Genomic DNA, 17568 nt, shown 5'->3' with positions numbered 1-17568 from the left:
TTGTGATCGAGGAAGCTATTATTGATTTTAACGTGCGTTTGTTGGGGATTTTTGGATTGTTAATTATGCCTGGTTAAGTTAAAAATTATCCGGGTAAGATATTAAAGTAGATCGAACTTGACGGAAGCTGTGGCTCCCGTTAGTGTGCTTCTCTCTGGCAATAAAATTATATCTCAGGCGGAATCCTCAGTTTTTTTTTTGCGTTGCAGAACTCACGGGGCTGGTAATAAATTACTATTTCTGTTTGATCGGGGGGCTCTTTGACCGCTAAATCAAATGTTTTGCACGGAGGGGAGTCTAAGGTTAGATATGGACTTCGAGTTTGAGGTCAAACCCTCAAGAGAGTTATACTTGCTCAGGGGCAGTCTGGTGAGAGCGCCTCCTCTGATCGCGAGGGGGGCTGCTGCCTCCGTAAGGTTCGAGGTCTCGCCTCTACAAAAACCAGCTCGCGATCGGACTCTTGAATAATATAAAACCCTGAGTATAATTTTGTTCGCATTTTTTTAATATATGACATACTGCCTTAATCTCGATTGCCCAAGAGACAAGCGTCAGAACCCACCAGGCACAAAGTATTGTCTTAATTGTGGTTCAAAGCTGCTGCTAAAAGACCTTTATTCAGCAACTGAGCCGCTGCGCGACGGGGGATTTGGTAGGACTTTTCGAGCTGTTAATCATGGAAAATTTGAGGAATTGTGCGTGATAAAACAGTTGTCACCCCCTCAAGAATTTCAGCGGAAGCCCGGTCATTTTAAAAAATATGTTCGACTGTTTGAACAAGAGGCAAGGCGGTTATACGAACTGAAACACCCACAAATTCCTCAGTTAATTTCTTATTTTGAGGAAGATGGGCGCTTGTATTTAGTCCAAGAGTTTATTGATGGCAATAATTTAAAGGATGAGTTAGATAAGTACGGTGCTTATAGCGAAATTAAAACTTGCGAACTGCTGTTAGATTTGTTGCCTTTATTGAAGTTTGTTCACGACCGAAATGTAATTCACCGCGATATTAAGCCTGAGAATGTGATCCGCCGAGATCGCGATCGTAAGTTAGTGCTGATAGATTTTGGGGTTTCTAAACAGGTAGTAGCTGCTGCTCCGACCAAAACAGGAACTAAGTTGGGAACTCCTGGCTACGCGGCTCTAGAACAGCGTCACGGTAGGGCTGTTCCTGCTAGCGACCTTTATAGTTTGGGGGTGACTTGCATCCGCTTGCTGACTTCTGTTATGCCTTACCTGGATATCTATGGGGACATTCACGATGACCTTTACGATCCGCTTGAAGGCCGGTGGCTTTGGAGGGAGGCTTTGCCAAAAGGAACACAAATTAGCGAGGATTTAGGTCGGGTTTTGGATAAGTTGATTCAAGAATATGTTAAAGATCGCTACAAATCGGCTGTGGAAGTTTTGGAGGCTTTAAAACCTCCTGTTGTTGTTGTCCCCGTGCTGGAAAATTTGCAGCAGGCAAATGTTGTTAGTCATTCTGTTCCTACTCAACCTGTGACTGTTCCTCCGCTAGTTTCTGTGAATTTAGAGTCGGAAAAAGGTATTGATTATTCTCACTTGGCAAGGCTGCTGGCTGCTAAAAATTGGCGTGGTGCTGATGAGGAAACTTCTGTGAAAATGCTGGAGGTGATGCAGCAAATTTCACGGGGTTATTTGAGCGAGGAAGATATTAGGAAGTTTCCAGCTAAGGATTTGCAGACTATCGATCAACTTTGGGTGCGGCACAGTCACCGCAGATTTGGTTTTTCTGTGCAAAAGGGTTTGTGGCTCAAGTTGGGGGGAAAGCCTGGTGTTTATGATGCTACAGTTTGGGAGAAGTTTGGCGATCGAGTGGGCTGGCGGGTTAACAGCCAGTGGGTATACTATTCGGAGCTGAATTTTACTTCTAAAGCAAAGCCTGGACATTTGCCGGGGGGGACTGTTTTTGGGTGGGAAGGCGGGGTTTTGTGCGGTGTTTTGGGTTTGGGTGGAATCTGGTTTCTGCTGTCGCGGCGGGATTTGTAAAGAGAAGGTAGAAGGTAGAAGCCAGAATTTATTAGTCAGGCTGCACCCAAGCGAAGTCGAAGTGTTAGTCATGAAATAGTTTTGAGTTGCGAATTAAAGAGTTAACAAGTTTTGAGTTTAATCATCTGTTATGTAGGAATTAGCTCTAAAAAAAGCGAAAAATAAGATATAATCACAAACCCTTTTTTTTGTGCTATGTTCTTAGAGAAGGGCAAGTTTGCAAAGTCAAAAGCCAGTCCTCGGCGGTTACCAACCATGGGGACTGGCTTTTGCTCCAATTTACCAAGGAGATTTATCTAGTATGTTGCAAGAAAAACGTCTCAAGCCGTGGACTATAGTTCGCTCGCTTCCAAATGTGGAAAAGGTGGTTGTGGGTGAGTTTCGCAGTTGGTCTGATGCAGACGGTCACTTGAAAATTCTCAAGCGGATGGTGCCGGCGGATCGATTGAGTGTTGTGTTCGATCCGGTAGTTCAAGCGTAACGTCGCTGGTAAATTGATCAGCGTGCGATCGCTCTTTGAGCTAAGCGATCGCCTCTTTTTTTAGATACTATTTTTTGACATAAAAAATGATCCCGCTAAACAGGCAATCGCAACTTGAATCATTGTCCTTAACTGCGGCGAATTTCAGTAATTTGGTCGGCAACATCCAAAATTATTTGCGGCATGGATGGCCCTGTAAAAATCATATCCAAATGATGCGGTTTGTTGTCAATCAATGCCACCACTTCGGCTTCGGGAATCAAGCCCAAATTAACCGCTAAACTCAATTCATCGAGAATAACTAAGGAATAACGACCTTCGCGCACCGCATTTTGAACATATTGCCACAATTGTTCGATTGATCGCATCTCCAGCTCATCTAAATCGGCATTCTCTATGCAGCGTGACAAATCGCAGCGCACCCAATCTAAATTTTGCCCCAGCCGCACCGGATGCTGATGCCCTTGATTAATTCCCCCTTTGAGGAACTGCACCGCTAGCACGGGAGCTCCCTGTCCTGCAATTCGGAGGGCTTGAGCCATGACACTGGTAAAAAAGCAGCGGTGCGGGCCTGTAAAGACTTGCACCAGCCCTTGAACTGTGTAGGGCAAGCTGTGGTTTAAATTTAGTTTAGGGGTTTGTAACTGAGCAACCATAGGGCAATATTTAATCAGCAACTAAGTCTTGAGTGCAGCTCCGACCTTGGCGCGGCTGAAGCCTGCTTGACAATATATAGTGTACGGGGCCGAGTGCACATCGGATCGAACACTAGATATACAAGTTGTCAAAAGCTCGCGACAGTGGCATTCGCAGTCGTTTGTTCGATTTTTGAACTCAATTACCACTTACACAGAAACGGGGTTTTTTACCAAAATACGGCGTGGAGCTTGACATTTATACAGTTATAGGGTGAAAAACCAAGGTGATGAGATTCTGGCGGCGTCCAGGGCTTTTAAGAAAAGGTACACACATCGCGTAAAATTTGAATGTCGCGGCACTAGGAGCAGAGACTGTGAGAGTGGTGATTCTGGGAGGGCCAGGAGCGGGAAAGGGAACTCAGGCTGAACTACTGTGCAGCAATTTGAGCCTTCCTTTGCTGGCGGTGGGGGACATTCTACGGGAGGCGATCGCAGAAGACACAGATTTAGGCAAGCTGGCGGCGTCTTATGTCGAAAAAGGGGAATTAGTTCCCGACGCAACTATGATTCAATTCTTTCGCCGCCGACTGCTGCTGTGGGATGTCTTTAATGGCTGGGTATTGGAGGGCTATCCGCGAACTGCTTTTCAAGCTGAGGAGTTGGATTTTTTATTAGAGGAGTTGGCGCAGGAGCTAGATTGGGCAGTTTGGCTGAAAGTGCCGATCGAGGTTTTGCTTAGCCGGTCGATCGAGCGCGATCGATCGGATGACCATCCTGAAATTTTACAGCGTCGGCTCGATTTGTTCCACGAACGCACTATTCCTCTTTTAGAGTATTATGAACACCGCAACAAACTGTTAACTATTGATGGCGATCAATCCCCACAGCAAGTCCAGCAGGATATTCTCAAATTAATCGAGGCTAAGGGTAAATAGTCATACTATTTTAGATTTTAGATTTTAGATTGAATGACTGCATATTTACCGAATCAAAAAAAACGGAAGATTAATCACAAATTTTAATTTTTTAATACCTAATTACCCATTACCAATCACCTAAATATTATGTCTTTCCAGCGTCCAGATGGCAGACAACCAAATCAAATTCGTCCGATTAGTTTCGATCGACAGTTTACTAAATTTGCTAGCGGTTCCGTACTAGCAAAAAGTGGCGATACTCAGGTACTTTGCAGCGTTACAATCAAGCCGGGAGTGCCTAGATTTCTGGAGAATACCGGACAAGGTTGGCTGACAGCGGAATACCGAATGTTGCCGGGCTCGACACCGCAGCGACAAGAGCGGGAATTTATGAAATTATCGGGACGGACTCAAGAGATTCAGCGGTTGATTGGGCGCAGTTTGCGATCGTGCTTGGATATGCAACTATTGGGGGAACGCACAATACTTGTCGATGCGGATGTTTTGCAAGCGGACGCGGGGACTCGCACGACTTCAATTACTGGCGGGTTTGTGGCTGTGGCTGATGCTTTGAACAAGTTGGTACAAAAAGGTGATTTAGTGCGATCGCCCATTATTCGTCAAGTAGCCGCCGTGTCTGTGGGACTTTTGGAAGGCGAGCCATTTTTAGATTTGAATTATCTTGAAGATGTGGCGGCTGAAATTGATTGTAATGTGGTAATGAATGGAGATTTGAATATTATAGAAATTCAGGGAACTGCGGAAGAAGGAAGTTTCAGCCGGAGTCAGTTAAATCAAATTTTAGATTTGGCAGAAACCGGGATTCAAGAATTGTTGGAGGCTCAGCGACAAGCTCTTTAGATCGATTGATTTTAACCCCAATTGTTGGAGATGTCTGTTTGAATTTACCCTTGGGTGGCGACTGGTTTTCCGGTCTTTATGGCAACCGGAAATATTATTGGTGAAAGCCGCCCCTACAGATTTATTTACATTACACTTGACAAAAGTTGTGGTAAGTGGTACACCTAGAAAAATAGACGGGGCGTTGATCACTCTGCCCTCCGAGTAGTAAAACCTACGCGATTAATGCAGGGACGCGAACAGCCATTGCTTTCAACTCCCTAAAACCTTGGATGCCGTCAGGCGATTAACTAAATTATTTCCGAGCAGGCTAGTGAATACTACCTCTCTCAAAAATCAAATGTCTGCACTCCAGGTAGTAAGTGCGACCGACATTTCTTTCAGAGTAAATGGCTTAGAGCTCCCAGCAGACCACGGTTACGGACTGTTTGCAGCGATTTGCGAAGTAGTGCCGATGTTGCGGACCGATCGCACAATTCGGCTGCTGACGGTGGCGGGATATCCAGACAGACAGGGGAAAATTACTCTCAAGCGCGAGATCGGGCGATCGTCGCGAATGCGGATCAGGGTGGCTGCAGAAAACGCGCACCATTTCTTTAAACTCGGTGGCCGGCAATTGTCTGTGGGCATCCACCAAGTCGTGCTGGGAGTGCCGACAATATTGCCCTTAAAGCCTGCTGCTGACTTGTTTGCTCGGGTTGTGGTGATTTCTGGCTACGAACAGCAGGATTATTTTTTAGCGGCGGTGAATCGGCAACTGAAAGCGCTGGGAGTGCGATCGGGCAATGCTGAAATTCCCCTCAATCAATACGGCGAAATCGCCAGAAAAACTATCAAAGTTAAGGGCGATACAAAAGTAGGTTATTCGGTGAAAATATCCGGGCTTACTGATGAAGATTCTTTGTTGGTGCAGCATAACGGTATTGGCGGCAAAGGACACATGGGAGGTGGCTTTTTTGTGCCTCACTGGGAGGCTAAATGAAAGTGAATTTTCCCCGACTTTTTGCTAAGTCTTTGCCCAAGGATTTTTCAAGGCTGCCTAAAGAAATTCAGTCAGCTCACTTTTTGCCCGGACATACTGCTGCGGTGTACTGTTCTGCTGAAATCATTCTCAACCGATTGCTGCCGATTATCTTGCGTCAATTAGGTTTGGCCGATGAATGGGCGAAATTGCTGTTGAAAACAACTTTGATGGGATGCTACATTCACGATTGGGGGAAAGTCAACCAGCACTTTTTGGGATTGATGGCCACCGAGTCAGTGCATTATCAAAAGCATCCTCAGTGGTTACAAACGATTAAATCAGAATTGCCAACTAACGATAGAAATCAAGTCCAACAAATAATCCGTCACGAAATTTTGAGCGGCATTTTGGTGCTGCAAGTTCCCGAATTTAGGCAGTGGCTGGAAAGTTGCGAAGATGTGGATTTGTTGGTGGCTGTCTGGGGGGCAATCGGACACCATCTCAAAGTCGATCCAACAAAGGAATTTGTCAAAACTAAGGGCTGCGGCAATGCCCCGCTTTATGTATTTTGCCAGCACAAAATTCCTTCTAAACCAGATTCAAAACCCGTCCGAGATGATTTTAGGGCGCTGCTCAAAATTGGGACTGGCAGCCAGTTAAAATTGCCGCCACAACTACCCAATGTCAAAAAATCAAATTGGACGCAGGAGGAACTAAAATATGCTGTTGAGGCAGTAACGGACGAATGCGAAGCAATGGCAAAAACTGTGGGGCGAAATAGCGATCGCCAGCGGTTCATTGCCGCAGTGAAAGCGACTGTCATTGCAGCGGATATCGCAGGTTCTGCGGTGCCCGAAATCGCAAATCAGCGGCAATGGTTGAGGCAAGTTTTGGAGCAAGTTTTGAGCCGGGAAGATTTACAGCAGGTTATCGATTCCCGGCTCAATAAAAAGCAGCCGCGGGGTTTCCAAAAGTCTGTTGCTGCGACCAAAAGTAGAATTACTTTAGTTAAAGCTGGTTGCGGAACTGGTAAAACAATTGCTGCTTATTTGTGGGGATTAAATTGGGCAATTAATAGAAAGCTGTTTGTGCTTTATCCTACTACGGGGACGGCTACTCAGGGCTTTTTGGATTACGGCACTTTGACTGAAGCTGAAACAGCTTTAATGCACTCTCGATCGAACATCGATTTAGAGGTTTACCAAGCTTTGATTAATGAAAATGACGACCACCTTGAAAATGAGTCGAGACTGCAAAGTTTCAAAGCTTGGATTGCCAAACTCATCGTCGGCACGGTAGATTCAGTTTTGGGATTGATGCAGAACAACCGCAAGCCGATTTATGCGTGGATTGCGATCGTCCAAGGTGCTTTTGTTTTTGATGAAGTTCACGCTTACGATGACAAATTGTTTAGCGCTTTGCTGAGATTTATCCAGACGTTTAAAGGCGCGCCGATTTTGCTGATGAGCGCTAGTTTCACTCAGGAACAATTGGCAAAAATCTGCGTTACCGTGGCGGAGTTGGGCGAAGAGATGACCGAGATTGAAGGCCCGAAAGATTTGGAGGATTTGCCGCGCTATCAATTTCAAGTAGTTGAAAGTTTCACCGATGTCCTGGTGGATGTCGCGGCTGCTTTAGCAGCCAATCAAAAGGTTTTGTGGGTCAACAATTCTGTAAAAAGTTGCGTTGATACTTACAATTTTGCGGTGAATGAGTTAGTAAAGTACCCAAATTTAGATTTTTCGCCTTTAGTTTACCACGCTCGATATCGGTACAAAGATCGAATCGAGCGCCATTCTCAAGTCATGTCAGCTTTTTCGCAGCAAACTAAAGGTGTGCTGGCTGTTACCAATCAAATCTGCGAAATGTCCCTCGATTTGAGTGCCGATTTGCTGATAACGCCATTTGCAATTTTTGCGGCGCTGATTCAGCGGCTGGGGCGGCTTAACAGGCAAGTTAAGTTTGATGCTACTGGCAATTTGGTACTAGCATCGGGACGAATTTGCCAAGCTATATTTTATCCGACTAACACTCCTTATCCTTATACGAGAGAACAGGTAAAAGCTGGTCAAGAATTCGTTCGAGAACTTGCGGAATTGGGGGAAATTTCGCAGACTGATTTAATGAATGCGGCTCTCAAAATCACCGGCGAACCGATCGCCGAATATGACTCCGCATGGCTTGACGGCTTGTGGTGTACCAGTCGCGAGTCTTTGCGAGAGCCTGGGAATACCATTAATGTCATTTTAGCAGAAGATAGGCAAAATATCGAGAAAATTGCAGAGGAAAAAAGGGCGAAAAAAGGCATCAGTAAAAATAAGGCTTTGGCTGAGGAAGCACAAAAATGGGCGGTTCCGGTGCGGCTTCCCCGTCCTATTTCTAAACTCACAGATTGGAAAAGATTTCAAAAATTTTATCCGATCGCCCCAACAGATGCCGTGATTTACAGTGAGGTAACGGGAGCTTGTGAACAGTACAAATGTTGAAATTGTTCTTAACTTGCACAGCCCGCATTATACGGATATGCACGCGGCGGGTTTGGCTGGTTTGTGGATGACTTTAAAGCAATTTAATCGGGAGGGGATTAGTTATGATAAACTGAAATGGGAGCTTGGCGAATATGAAGTCGCGCTGAATATTCAAGGCAGTCATTTAGAGGCGATCGAATGGTTGATTCAACAGTCGTTTTTGCTGAATGACGGATTGATTGGATTCCGGGGAATCGATTCGGAAAATCTCTTGCCGGAGTCGAGAGTGGCGCTGCATCAAGGATTGTTGAATACTTTTTTGCAGCAAGGGATACTTTCTAAAAGCGACGGCATAAAATCTCAATCTTTTGAGATTGATGAGGGCGAGTTGCCGCTAGTTGTAAGTTACAAGTCGCTAACTGAATACAGCCATCAAAAGTTTGCTAAAAATTTGTGCGATCGCGCGGGTTTCCTGCTAGAGAAACCCTTGGCAGTAGCGGGCTGGCTGAATCCAGGCGCTACAGTCAAACACACTGCTTTCACAGGCAAAACTAGCATCGAACAAAACGCTTTAGATGCTTTAGTGTTGCTTTACGCACCCGTAGTTTGCTGTTATTTCAAAATTCGATCCTTCGCAAAAGGAGAAAAAGCATCTGCGGCTTTGATAATTCCTGAAATCTTGAATCTCAAACAGTTTGCTGAAACTAGAATGAGTTACGCCAAACGCCATCAAGCGTACAAAAATTTTCATGCTTCCGGGATTGGAGATGCAGCGCTGCGTTTTTTAGCGACTTACGAATCCGCAGTAGAGATTGCGAAAACTTACAAAGTTAGCCGCTGTCGCGCTGTGATTTTTGGGAAAACGCCGTGGAATCAAAAGCAAAAATCTCCGACGGACAAGTATTCCGTAACTGCGGATGCAAAAATTTGTGCCGCTTATCAGAAAGCGCAAAATGCTTTCAAGGATAAGTATGTAGTTTACGGAGATTCGGGCAGTGCCATTGTCCCCAGCTTGGCTAAAGGTTTAATCGCTGATGCTTTGATTAAACACCTTCCTTGGTACGGAGAATTGGCGGATAAAATAACTAGCAAAGAATTGTTCGATCGACTGTGTTATGAAAGTAAAGGATTTCGAGATATGGTAGAATATGCGGAGTGGAAAGAAGCATCCCACGGGCGGTTTGTTGAGGCTTGTCACGATGCTTTGAGAGGAATTTACGCTGGTTCTTTTAAGCAAGGAAATGCTGAAGCCAAGCGCCAAAATGCTAGCGAAGAACACGGCAAAAATTTAGGTGAAAAGCGGATATCAGATGAGCGGGAAAAAGTGCGCTCGAAAATGATTCGCTGCAAAAACTTTTCAGCATTCTGTTCTTTCATCACGGAATTTTGGTCGAAAGCTGGTTTTTCGCGAGTGCAGCAAGAATATCAAGCAGAATTGTGGAATTTAGTATTAGATGATTGGGAAATGGCAAGAAATTTAGTCTTGCTTTCCCTCGTCAGTTACAAAGGCAGGAAATCTGCTGACTTGCCGCCTGAATTGCCAAGCAGCAATCGCGTGGAGGCTGAAGATTCTGATGTTGATTTAGATGAGGATGATGGGGATGAGGAAGAAGAAGATGACGAAGATGATGATGGTGGTGAAAGCGTGCCTTTGCCATCATCCCTTCGCAATTTACGTTAGGCAGAACTTACGCACACACTATATCTGTAACTGAGGAAATACCATGACTTATCATTTGTTTGGCAACATTTTGACCAATTACGGCATCGCTGCTAACAACCGGGGTGAAAACCAAGGTAACGTCACAACTTTGCAGCGCTTAGCATGGAAAAATTCGCTGCGGACTACTGTATCTGCGGAGGCGATTCGGTGGGCAATTCGCTATCAGTGGCAGTTTTTAGGAGAAGATGTCAACCGCAAATGGGATGATGATAAAAATGAAAATTATCGCGTTCAAGAAGGTGTTTTCGATCCTGAAATCTACATTGATGATGATGTTTTGGGTTACATGGATGCGAAAGCGGCAACGGAAGATATCAATAATGATGGGGTTCCAGAGTCGAGCGATACCAAACCAACTGCTAAAGGCGGCAAGGCTAAAGCTAAACTGAAAAAAGGGGAAAGCATTGCTCGCAGGGGGGTGCTAGAAGTGACTCGCGCGATTTCTTTGACTGCGGATACTGGCGATTTGTTTTTTGGCTCGACTAGCGGCAAAAAAGACCGGAAATCTATTCATCAAACGGAGGCTCACGCTACTCGCTATCAGTACGGTTTTGCGATGACTCCGCACCGTTTGAAGGTTGCAAATCGGGTGATTTCTGTTTTGGATGCTTTGGCTTCTCTCGGAGGTGTTGCGGGAAATCATGCTCGGTTTCTTTACGATTTTTCTCCTGAAAGTATTGTGCTCAGGTGGACTCACGATTTTGCTCCCCGGATTCTTTACTGCTTTGAGGAAAATCGCAAAGGGGAGATTTCAATATCGGATTTGCTGCGCCGCATTGAGGCTGGAGATATTGATCCGAATGAGGTGTGGATTGGCGGTGCAATTTCTGTGCAGCCGGAGGTGGAAGAATTGGAGCAATTGGGTGTGAAAGTTTTTCGGGGAATTAAGCCGGCGGTGAGGGATTTGCAGTCTGTGATTTTGTCGGATATCGATCGGGAGGCTGCATGATCGGGTTGCGAATTGAAGTCCCAATTGCTTGTTGGCGGCAGTCTTATGCGCGGGAATATGCGGAAAGTTATCCGGTGCCGCCGCCGGCTACGGTGTACGGAATGCTGCTGTCAATGGTGGGGGAAATTAACCGCTATTCTCACTGTGGCTGTAAGATTGCGATCGCCCTTTTGTCGGCTCCCAAAAGTTCGACTTTGCTGCGGACTGTTCGGCGGGTGAAAGTTGCGAAGGAGGAGTTTGCGGCGGGCAATGCGCGGCCGGATTTTCAGGTGTTGCTGACTGGTATTGATTTGGGAATTTGGGTGGATTTTGGCGGGGATGTTGGCAATCCCAAGCTGTTGGAAAGATTGCGGGAGGCAATTTTGCGCCCGGAGTCGGTGAGTAGATTTGGTGGGGTTTCGCTGGGGGAAAGTCGGGATTTAATTAATTCTGTTTTGCTGTGGCGGGATGAGTTTGAAGCTGATATTTGTCAGTGGTTGATTTTAGATCGAAATGGGTATTTGGCTTTGCCTTGCTGGGTGGATCATGCGGGTTCTAAAAAGACTAGGTGGCAGCGCTATGTTTTGGCTGATGCTGGGGATTTTTTGCTGGCGGATGTCTTGGCTGGGGTTGATTGCTGGAGTTCGATCGGGCCTGAGTAATTGCAAGGATCTCTGAGTGTAACGGGTTTTTGGGTGCGCGTAATGTCTGCCTTGTTTGTGGGGATTGGTTTTGAGGTTGTTGTGTTTGATGTTTGGGTGCTTGCACGGTTTGAATGCTTTGATTGGTGAGGGTTTGAGATGTGCGATCGAACTGCTTTGATGTTGGAAGGAGGTTTTAAGGATTTAGTCGGGCAAGGTGCTTGCAAAAATAGTTTCGAGGGTTTATTCTTTAAGGGGTTGGGCGATCGGTCTGAAATAACCTTTGATGCCGTTAGGCGTTGATCACTCAGGAGGATTAGCGGGGAAGGCTGCTACTTCGCTGAAATAACCTTTGATGCCGTTAGGCGTTGATCACAACAAAACCAACTGAACAACAGCGGTGCGGACGGGGCACTGAAATAACCTTTGATGCCGTTAGGCGTTGATCACTACATACCGAAGTTGATTGCGTCGTGTTTGAGAAACTGAAATAACCTTTGATGCCGTTAGGCGTTGATCACTGTTGAACAAATTACCCCCGCGCCCCGGATCGTTCAATCCTGCTGAAATAACCTTTGATGCCGTTAGGCGTTGATCACACACCTGCGATTGTCTATGCCGACATTCAACTTGACTGAAATAGCCTTTGATGCCGTTAGGCGTTGATCACAAAGCATCTTTATTGGCTGATTATGTAATTATTTCTGAAATAACCTTTGATGCCGTTAGGCATTGATCATGAAGAGTTGGATCGACTTATAAACGGCTTGAGTTCGCTGAAATAACCTTTGATGCCGTTAGGCGTTGATCACCACCACACAATTGCGATCGTTGTTAGTCGCCCGTAGTCTGAAATAACCTTTGATGCCGTTAGGCGTTGATCACTGCTCTGGTGTTTTCTCCAGCCAAATTTCGTTGCCTTCTGAAATAACCTTTGATGCCGTTAGGCGTTGATCACCGATTACTCGCTGCACATACACGCTCGCAGCCAGTCTGAAATAACCTTTGATGCCGTTAGGCGTTGATCACTGGTGGATGTGGTGGATTTTCAAATTAAGAGTAAACTGAAATAACCTTTGATGCCGTTAGGCGTTGATCACAACATTGAAGGAGATTTTAGATTCAGCCTAGATTTTTGAAATAACCTTTGATGCCGTTAGGCGTTGATCACGGCAGAATGTCAGATATCTTAAGAGCGGATGAGCTTCTGAAATAACCTTTGATGCCGTTAGGCGTTGATCACCAAACCTTGAAAGATGGTAAACCAGAAGCGTTACTCTGAAATAACCTTTGATGCCGTTAGGCGTTGATCACTTTATAACATTACAGCCTCTTACCCGTTATTTACCTGAAATAACCTTTGATGCCGTTAGGCGTTGATCACAAGCGTTATGGCGTAGAAGCTAAGGCTTTAAGCCCTGAAATAACCTTTGATGCCGTTAGGCGTTGATCACCGAGAAATCGATTGTCAACATATCGAACCAAATCTGAAATAACCTTTGATGCCGTTAGGCGTTGATCACGGTTTCATTGTCACGTTGCGTGTACTGAATATGGTGTCTGAAATAACCTTTGATGCCGTTAGGCGTTGATCAGATCAACCGCGCTTGTCAAGACAATTCTATCTTGTCAAAATGTGATGGTGGAGGTAGTAATAATGCTAATCATTATATTTTCAAAGAAGATTTGCAGAAATTAGTTAATGAAATAGGAATTGAGATCAAAATTGCTCATTACCCTCCTTATACATCTAAATATACTCCCAGAGAACATCGACTTTTTCCTCATATTACCAGGATCGGTCAAGGAGAAATTTTTACAATTTTATAATTAGTCAAAGTTTTGGTGGAAAAAACTCCCACTAAAACGGGAAGATCTGTAGCTGTAAATATCCTTAATAAAGTTTATAAAACTGGTCGAAAAATGGCTGATAATTTCAAAAATACTATGCAAATTGTTTTTGATGAATTTTTGCCCAAATGGAATTATCGAGCCATACTCTAACCTGAGTAATTCATTAAGTTATTTATTTTTAATTTTTTAAGAAGTTTGCGATAATTATTTAAGCTATCCCTTGTAATTTTTGCTCTATTTTTGGGGGGAAAACCACCCAATTCAGGGGATTATTTTATGGCAATATTTGACTAAATTTTTATCATTTAAAAAGCTCTGTAAAAGCATTTACTAGAAGTGCAAGATACAGTTGTCTTTCTGATTACGTCCGTTTTCAGATGTCATAGTAAAGAGTATATTGACCCAAAGCTTTCTCTAAATCGGCAATTCTAGACTCTCGGATAAAACTTTTAACTTCAACGGCTATGTTGCGATCGTTGTTCTCAGCAGCTAATAGCTGTTCGGTACCAAGATCGATAGGTTTCTCTTCGCCCAAGCCAAGGGATACGGATCATGGGTAATTGTCCAGCCAGCCTTAATCAGAGCCTGTTTGACAACTTGATGATAAATGTCTCTTGCTGGCAGGATCGCTCTCTTTTGCGATAGAGGTTGACACTGACTATTATAATGTGCAGAAGTCTCAACCATTATTCGAGAAATTCAATCTGAAACAACACGATCGCCCAATCGCCCCACACAAATAGTCCTGAATCCACATCGAGGCCAGAAACCGGGTTTCTTCCTATATCTCTAGCCCAGAATCTGCGATTTTTCATAGAAACCCCGTTTCTTCGCGTAACTCCTACCAAATCAAAATCTGGCAATACGCTAAATATAATTAAAATTTGTTAAGATTAACTCGACCTCAGCGCCGGCATCCCATCCGCCGCTAAACCTGCCCTTCCCCAGTCCCCACAACAATGCTGCGACTCGAACACATCAGTAAAATTTACCCCACAGGCGTCGTACTCAAAGATGTCACCTGGGAAGTCAAACCGGGCGATCGCATCGGCTTAGTCGGCGTTAACGGTGCCGGTAAATCCACCCAACTCAAAATCATCGCCGGCGAAATCGAACCCACCGCCGGCGAAGTTATTCGCCCCGCCAGCTTGCACATCGCCTACCTCTCCCAAGAATTTGAAGTAGATCCGACTCGCACCGTCAAAGAAGAATTTTGGCGTGCCTTCAGCGAAGCCAACGAAGTCCATGAATCCCTAATGCAAGTCCATCGAGACTTGGAAAACTCCTCCCCAGAAAATCTCGACGAACTGATCCACAAAATGGATCGGCTGCAACGGCAATTTGAAGGCTTAAACGGCTACGGTTTAGAAGCCCAAATCGAGAAAATTCTGCCCGAAATCGGATTTGAACCCGAAGACGGCGATCGATTAGTCAGCGCCTTCAGCGGCGGCTGGCAAATGCGGATGAGTTTGGGCAAAATTCTCCTCCAAAAACCCGACATCCTGCTACTCGACGAACCTACCAACCACCTAGACCTAGAAACCATTGAATGGCTGGAAGTTTACCTCAAAGGGCTGACAACCCCAATGGTAATCGTATCCCATGACCGAGAATTTCTCGATCGGCTCTGCACTCAAATCGTCGAAACCGAACGCGGCGTTTCCAGCACCTACCTCGGCAACTACTCCTCCTACCTGCTGCAAAAAGCAGAAGCCAGAGAAGCCCAACTCAGCGCCTACGAAAGCCAGCAAAAAGAACTCGAAAAACAGCAAGCATTCGTAGAAAAATTCCGCGCCAGCGCCACTCGCAGCACCCAAGCCAAAAGCCGCGAGAAACAGTTAGACAAAATTGAACGCATCGAAGCGCCCACGGGTGGCTTAAAAACTTTGCATTTCCGCTTTCCCCCCGCACCCCGCAGCGGCCGCGAAGTAGCAATAATTGAAGATTTGGTGCACACCTACGGCGAAAAAATCTTATTCTTGGGAGCCGACTTGTTAATTGAAAGGGGCGATCGCATAGCCTTTCTCGGCCCCAACGGCGCGGGCAAATCCACCCTCCTGCGACTAATTATGGGTTTAGAAAAGCCTTCTGAAGGTACAGTCAAATTGGGAGGCCACAACGTCATCCCCGGTTACTTTGAACAGAATCAGGCAGAAGCCTTAGATTTGAATAAAAGCGTGCTCGAAACCATTCACGACGAAGTTCCGGACTGGAAAAATGAAGAAGTTCGGACTTTGTTGGGGCGGTTTTTGTTTACCGGCGAAACAGTATTCAAACAAGTCGGCGCTTTGAGCGGCGGAGAAAAAGCCCGCCTAGCTTTGGCAAAAATGCTGTTGACTCCCGTGAATTTGCTAATTTTGGACGAGCCGACAAATCACCTCGACATTCCGGCGAAAGAGATGATGGAAGAGGCGATTCAGAATTATGAGGGTACTGTAATTATCGTTTCGCACGATCGCTATTTCATCTCCCAAGTAGCTAACAAAATTGTCGAGATTCGGGATGGAGAATTTCGTCCTTATTTGGGAGATTACCACTACTATCTCGATAAAATTGCTGAGGAAAAAGAGCTAGCTAAGTTAGCCAAACTTGAAGCCGAAAAAGCAGCTAAAAAAGCCGAAAAAGAGGCAAAGAAAAAAGCTGCTGCTAAGCAAAAATAAACTTGTAACCCTCGCAGATAAACCTTAAATCCGCGTTTATCTGCGTCCATCTGTGGTTGAAAAAGAATTTGATTCTTAACTAACCCAAAATTCGATTAATCATTTGATTCGCCTGGGACTCGTAACTCCCACCAAACAAATTAAAATGATTTAAAATGTGATACAGATTATAAAAAGTTTTGCGTTCTTCATACCCTGAATCCAAAGGCCAAACCTGATTATATCCCCGGTAAAACTGCGCCGGAAATCCACCAAATAGCTCAGTCATCGCAAGATCAACTTCTCTATCTCCAAAATATGTGGCCGGGTCAAAAATCACCGGTTCCCCCGCAGATGTCACCCCCGCATTCCCCCCCCACAAATCCCCGTGAACTAGCGAGGGTTGAGGTTCATAACCCGCTAACAATTCAGGAATCATCTCTAATAAACGTTCCCCTTGCGGAAAATGACCGCCCCGACGCCTAGCCAATTTTAACTGATAACCAATCCGATGTTCTGCCCAAAATTCTGCCCAGTTTGCCGTCCAATTATTAATTTGTATAGTTGATCCGATCGTATTATTAATATCCCAACCAAAAACTGCCCTCAATAAGCGCGAATTAGGCTCTTCTCCCCCCCTTATCAAGGGGAGGTTGGGGGGGGTGTATTTGTGCATTTCGGCGAGTTTTCGCCCCATTTCTTTCCAAGCTCGATCGCCACCGCGACTTCCCAAATCCAGCCATTCCAGCACAATATAAGCTGAATTTCCCTTTATTCCCCAGCAAATCGGCTCAGGCACTCGAATCGTCTGGGTTTCCCCCATTTGCTGCAAACCCAGCGCTTCAGCTTCAAACATCGCGACTTGGGAAGCTTGATTGATTTTCGTGAAGTAAGCGCGGGAACTGCTGCGGATATAATAGCCTTGATTTATGCAGCCCCCGCTGAGAGAACGCCGATTGTCTAAAGAAAATGTTTCTCCGGTTGTTTCACAGATGTGCGCGGCAATTTTGTCCCACATAGCATCAAATCGTGTTGAGGGTTGAGGGCGATCGGAATTAGTTTAACAGGTATGGCAACTTAATCAGCAAAACCAATAAAACCCCTATCTGAAGCTCAGAAAGAGGGTGTTTATTATCAAATAGAATGTCAGGCATCGAGCTATTTTATCAAGCAGTGACCAAAAAAATATGTTCGCCACCTGGGCATTTAACAACCTCGCTCGGAATGGAACCGGGGTGGTAGCAGTGCGTCTTTTGAAAATACAGAAAAGTGGTGAGGGAGAAAAACCCTGAAGACTGCACAGAATTAAGTCATCATCATCACCATGTCGAAATAGAGGTCAAGCCCTCGGTCTATTAGTACGCCTTAGCTTCATCCCTCTCAGGACTTCCACTTAACGCCTATCAACGGGTGTTCTGCCCGTGACCTTACTGGATAACTCCAT

At 45.2% G+C, this 17568-nt stretch carries 13 protein-coding genes, 1 rRNA gene, 2 pseudogenes and 1 CRISPR repeat array; of the genes and pseudogenes, 11 read left to right on the top strand and 5 right to left on the bottom strand.

Annotation, left to right across the window (positions count from 1 at the left end):
• Nucleotides 1-510: 510 nt before the first annotated feature.
• The gene (locus QUA38_RS09545; protein WP_333161169.1) at nt 511-2010 is read left to right on the top strand and encodes a GUN4 domain-containing protein; all 1500 of its coding nucleotides are present in this window, start codon (nt 511-513) and stop codon (nt 2008-2010) included.
• Nucleotides 2011-2227: 217 nt separating this feature from the next.
• Nucleotides 2228-2491, top strand: a complete 264-nt coding sequence (locus QUA38_RS09540; protein WP_333161167.1) for a hypothetical protein — start codon at nt 2228-2230, stop codon at nt 2489-2491.
• Between the two features lie 128 nt (nt 2492-2619).
• On the opposite strand, the gene QUA38_RS09535 is transcribed toward QUA38_RS09540, so the two are convergent.
• A complete protein-coding gene (locus QUA38_RS09535; protein ID WP_333161166.1) occupies nt 2620-3147 on the bottom strand; it encodes a P-loop NTPase family protein in 528 nt (175 codons plus the stop codon).
• Nucleotides 3148-3503: 356 nt separating this feature from the next.
• Between QUA38_RS09535 and QUA38_RS09530 the strand changes: the two genes are divergently transcribed.
• From QUA38_RS09530 to QUA38_RS09495, 8 genes and pseudogenes are all read left to right on the top strand, one after another.
• Entirely contained in the window at nt 3504-4064 is a 561-nt protein-coding gene (locus QUA38_RS09530) for a nucleoside monophosphate kinase (RefSeq protein WP_333161187.1), read from the top strand.
• Nucleotides 4065-4193: 129 nt separating this feature from the next.
• Nucleotides 4194-4907: a ribonuclease PH gene (gene rph, locus QUA38_RS09525; protein ID WP_333161164.1), complete on the top strand. Its 714-nt coding sequence runs from the start codon at nt 4194-4196 to the stop codon at nt 4905-4907.
• A 340-nt stretch (nt 4908-5247) separates the two neighbouring features.
• Nucleotides 5248-5889: a type I-MYXAN CRISPR-associated protein Cas6/Cmx6 gene (gene cas6, locus QUA38_RS09520; RefSeq protein ID WP_333161162.1), complete on the top strand. Its 642-nt coding sequence runs from the start codon at nt 5248-5250 to the stop codon at nt 5887-5889.
• A complete protein-coding gene (gene cas3, locus QUA38_RS09515) occupies nt 5886-8357 on the top strand; it encodes a CRISPR-associated helicase Cas3' (RefSeq protein WP_333161160.1) in 2472 nt (823 codons plus the stop codon). The genes cas6 and cas3 overlap by 4 nt, the downstream gene beginning before the upstream one ends.
• The gene (gene cas8a1, locus QUA38_RS09510; protein WP_333161158.1) at nt 8338-10020 is read left to right on the top strand and encodes a type I-MYXAN CRISPR-associated Cas8a1/Cmx1; all 1683 of its coding nucleotides are present in this window, start codon (nt 8338-8340) and stop codon (nt 10018-10020) included. Before cas3 ends, cas8a1 begins: the two co-directional genes overlap by 20 nt.
• Before the next feature lie 43 nt (nt 10021-10063).
• Nucleotides 10064-11011, top strand: coding sequence for a DevR family CRISPR-associated autoregulator (locus QUA38_RS09505; RefSeq protein ID WP_333161156.1), 948 nt, complete (start codon nt 10064-10066; stop codon nt 11009-11011).
• Nucleotides 11008-11652, top strand: coding sequence for a type I-MYXAN CRISPR-associated protein Cas5/Cmx5/DevS (gene cas5, locus QUA38_RS09500; RefSeq protein WP_333161154.1), 645 nt, complete (start codon nt 11008-11010; stop codon nt 11650-11652). Before QUA38_RS09505 ends, cas5 begins: the two co-directional genes overlap by 4 nt.
• 250 nt (nt 11653-11902) lie before the next feature.
• A CRISPR array of direct repeats spans nt 11903-13227; the repeat unit is 36 nt; unit sequence CTGAAATAACCTTTGATGCCGTTAGGCGTTGATCAC.
• Nucleotides 13228-13635 (top strand): annotated as a pseudogene (locus QUA38_RS09495) (ISAzo13-like element transposase-related protein). It abuts the feature before it with no gap.
• A gap of 223 nt (nt 13636-13858) precedes the next feature.
• Here QUA38_RS09495 and QUA38_RS09490 read toward each other — a convergent pair.
• Both QUA38_RS09490 and QUA38_RS09485 read right to left on the bottom strand, forming a co-directional pair.
• Nucleotides 13859-14172: pseudogene (locus QUA38_RS09490) on the bottom strand (element excision factor XisH family protein).
• Nucleotides 14172-14300: a hypothetical protein gene (locus QUA38_RS09485; RefSeq protein ID WP_333161152.1), complete on the bottom strand. Its 129-nt coding sequence runs from the start codon at nt 14298-14300 to the stop codon at nt 14172-14174. The pseudogene QUA38_RS09490 and the gene QUA38_RS09485 overlap by 1 nt, the downstream one beginning before the upstream one ends.
• Before the next feature lie 144 nt (nt 14301-14444).
• Here QUA38_RS09485 and QUA38_RS09480 point away from each other — a divergent pair, with 144 nt between their 5' ends.
• Entirely contained in the window at nt 14445-16145 is a 1701-nt protein-coding gene (locus QUA38_RS09480; protein ID WP_333161150.1) for an ABC-F family ATP-binding cassette domain-containing protein, read from the top strand.
• A 79-nt stretch (nt 16146-16224) separates the two neighbouring features.
• On the opposite strand, the gene QUA38_RS09475 is transcribed toward QUA38_RS09480, so the two are convergent.
• Nucleotides 16225-17142 carry a fructosamine kinase family protein gene (locus QUA38_RS09475; RefSeq protein WP_333161148.1) on the bottom strand — a complete coding sequence of 306 codons (918 nt, stop codon included), beginning with the start codon at nt 17140-17142 and terminating at the stop codon, nt 16225-16227.
• Between the two features lie 317 nt (nt 17143-17459).
• Nucleotides 17460-17568 (bottom strand): 23S ribosomal RNA (locus QUA38_RS09470); the annotation flags it as partial.

Origin of the sequence: Microcoleus sp. Pol12B4 (genome assembly GCF_036701385.1) — a bacterium.
Taxonomy (GTDB): Bacteria; Cyanobacteriota; Cyanobacteriia; order Cyanobacteriales; family Microcoleaceae; genus Microcoleus.
Note: the sequence above shows the minus strand (reverse complement) of the source record. Positions and strands in the feature narration are given on the sequence as shown.

Bases quoted from the DNA above. Each gene is read 5' to 3' on its own strand.
- QUA38_RS09485 (WP_333161152.1), bottom strand. From the start codon at position 14,300: ATGAAAAATCGCAGATTCTGGGCTAGAGATATAGGAAGAAACCCGGTT.
- QUA38_RS09480 (WP_333161150.1), top strand. From the start codon at position 14,445: ATGCTGCGACTCGAACACATCAGTAAAATTTACCCCACAGGCGTCGTA.
- rph (WP_333161164.1), top strand. From the start codon at position 4,194: ATGTCTTTCCAGCGTCCAGATGGCAGACAACCAAATCAAATTCGTCCG.
- QUA38_RS09545 (WP_333161169.1), top strand. From the start codon at position 511: ATGACATACTGCCTTAATCTCGATTGCCCAAGAGACAAGCGTCAGAAC.
- cas3 (WP_333161160.1), top strand. From the start codon at position 5,886: ATGAAAGTGAATTTTCCCCGACTTTTTGCTAAGTCTTTGCCCAAGGAT.
- QUA38_RS09475 (WP_333161148.1), bottom strand. From the start codon at position 17,142: ATGTGGGACAAAATTGCCGCGCACATCTGTGAAACAACCGGAGAAACA.
- cas6 (WP_333161162.1), top strand. From the start codon at position 5,248: ATGTCTGCACTCCAGGTAGTAAGTGCGACCGACATTTCTTTCAGAGTA.
- QUA38_RS09505 (WP_333161156.1), top strand. From the start codon at position 10,064: ATGACTTATCATTTGTTTGGCAACATTTTGACCAATTACGGCATCGCT.
- QUA38_RS09535 (WP_333161166.1), bottom strand. From the start codon at position 3,147: ATGGTTGCTCAGTTACAAACCCCTAAACTAAATTTAAACCACAGCTTG.
- cas5 (WP_333161154.1), top strand. From the start codon at position 11,008: ATGATCGGGTTGCGAATTGAAGTCCCAATTGCTTGTTGGCGGCAGTCT.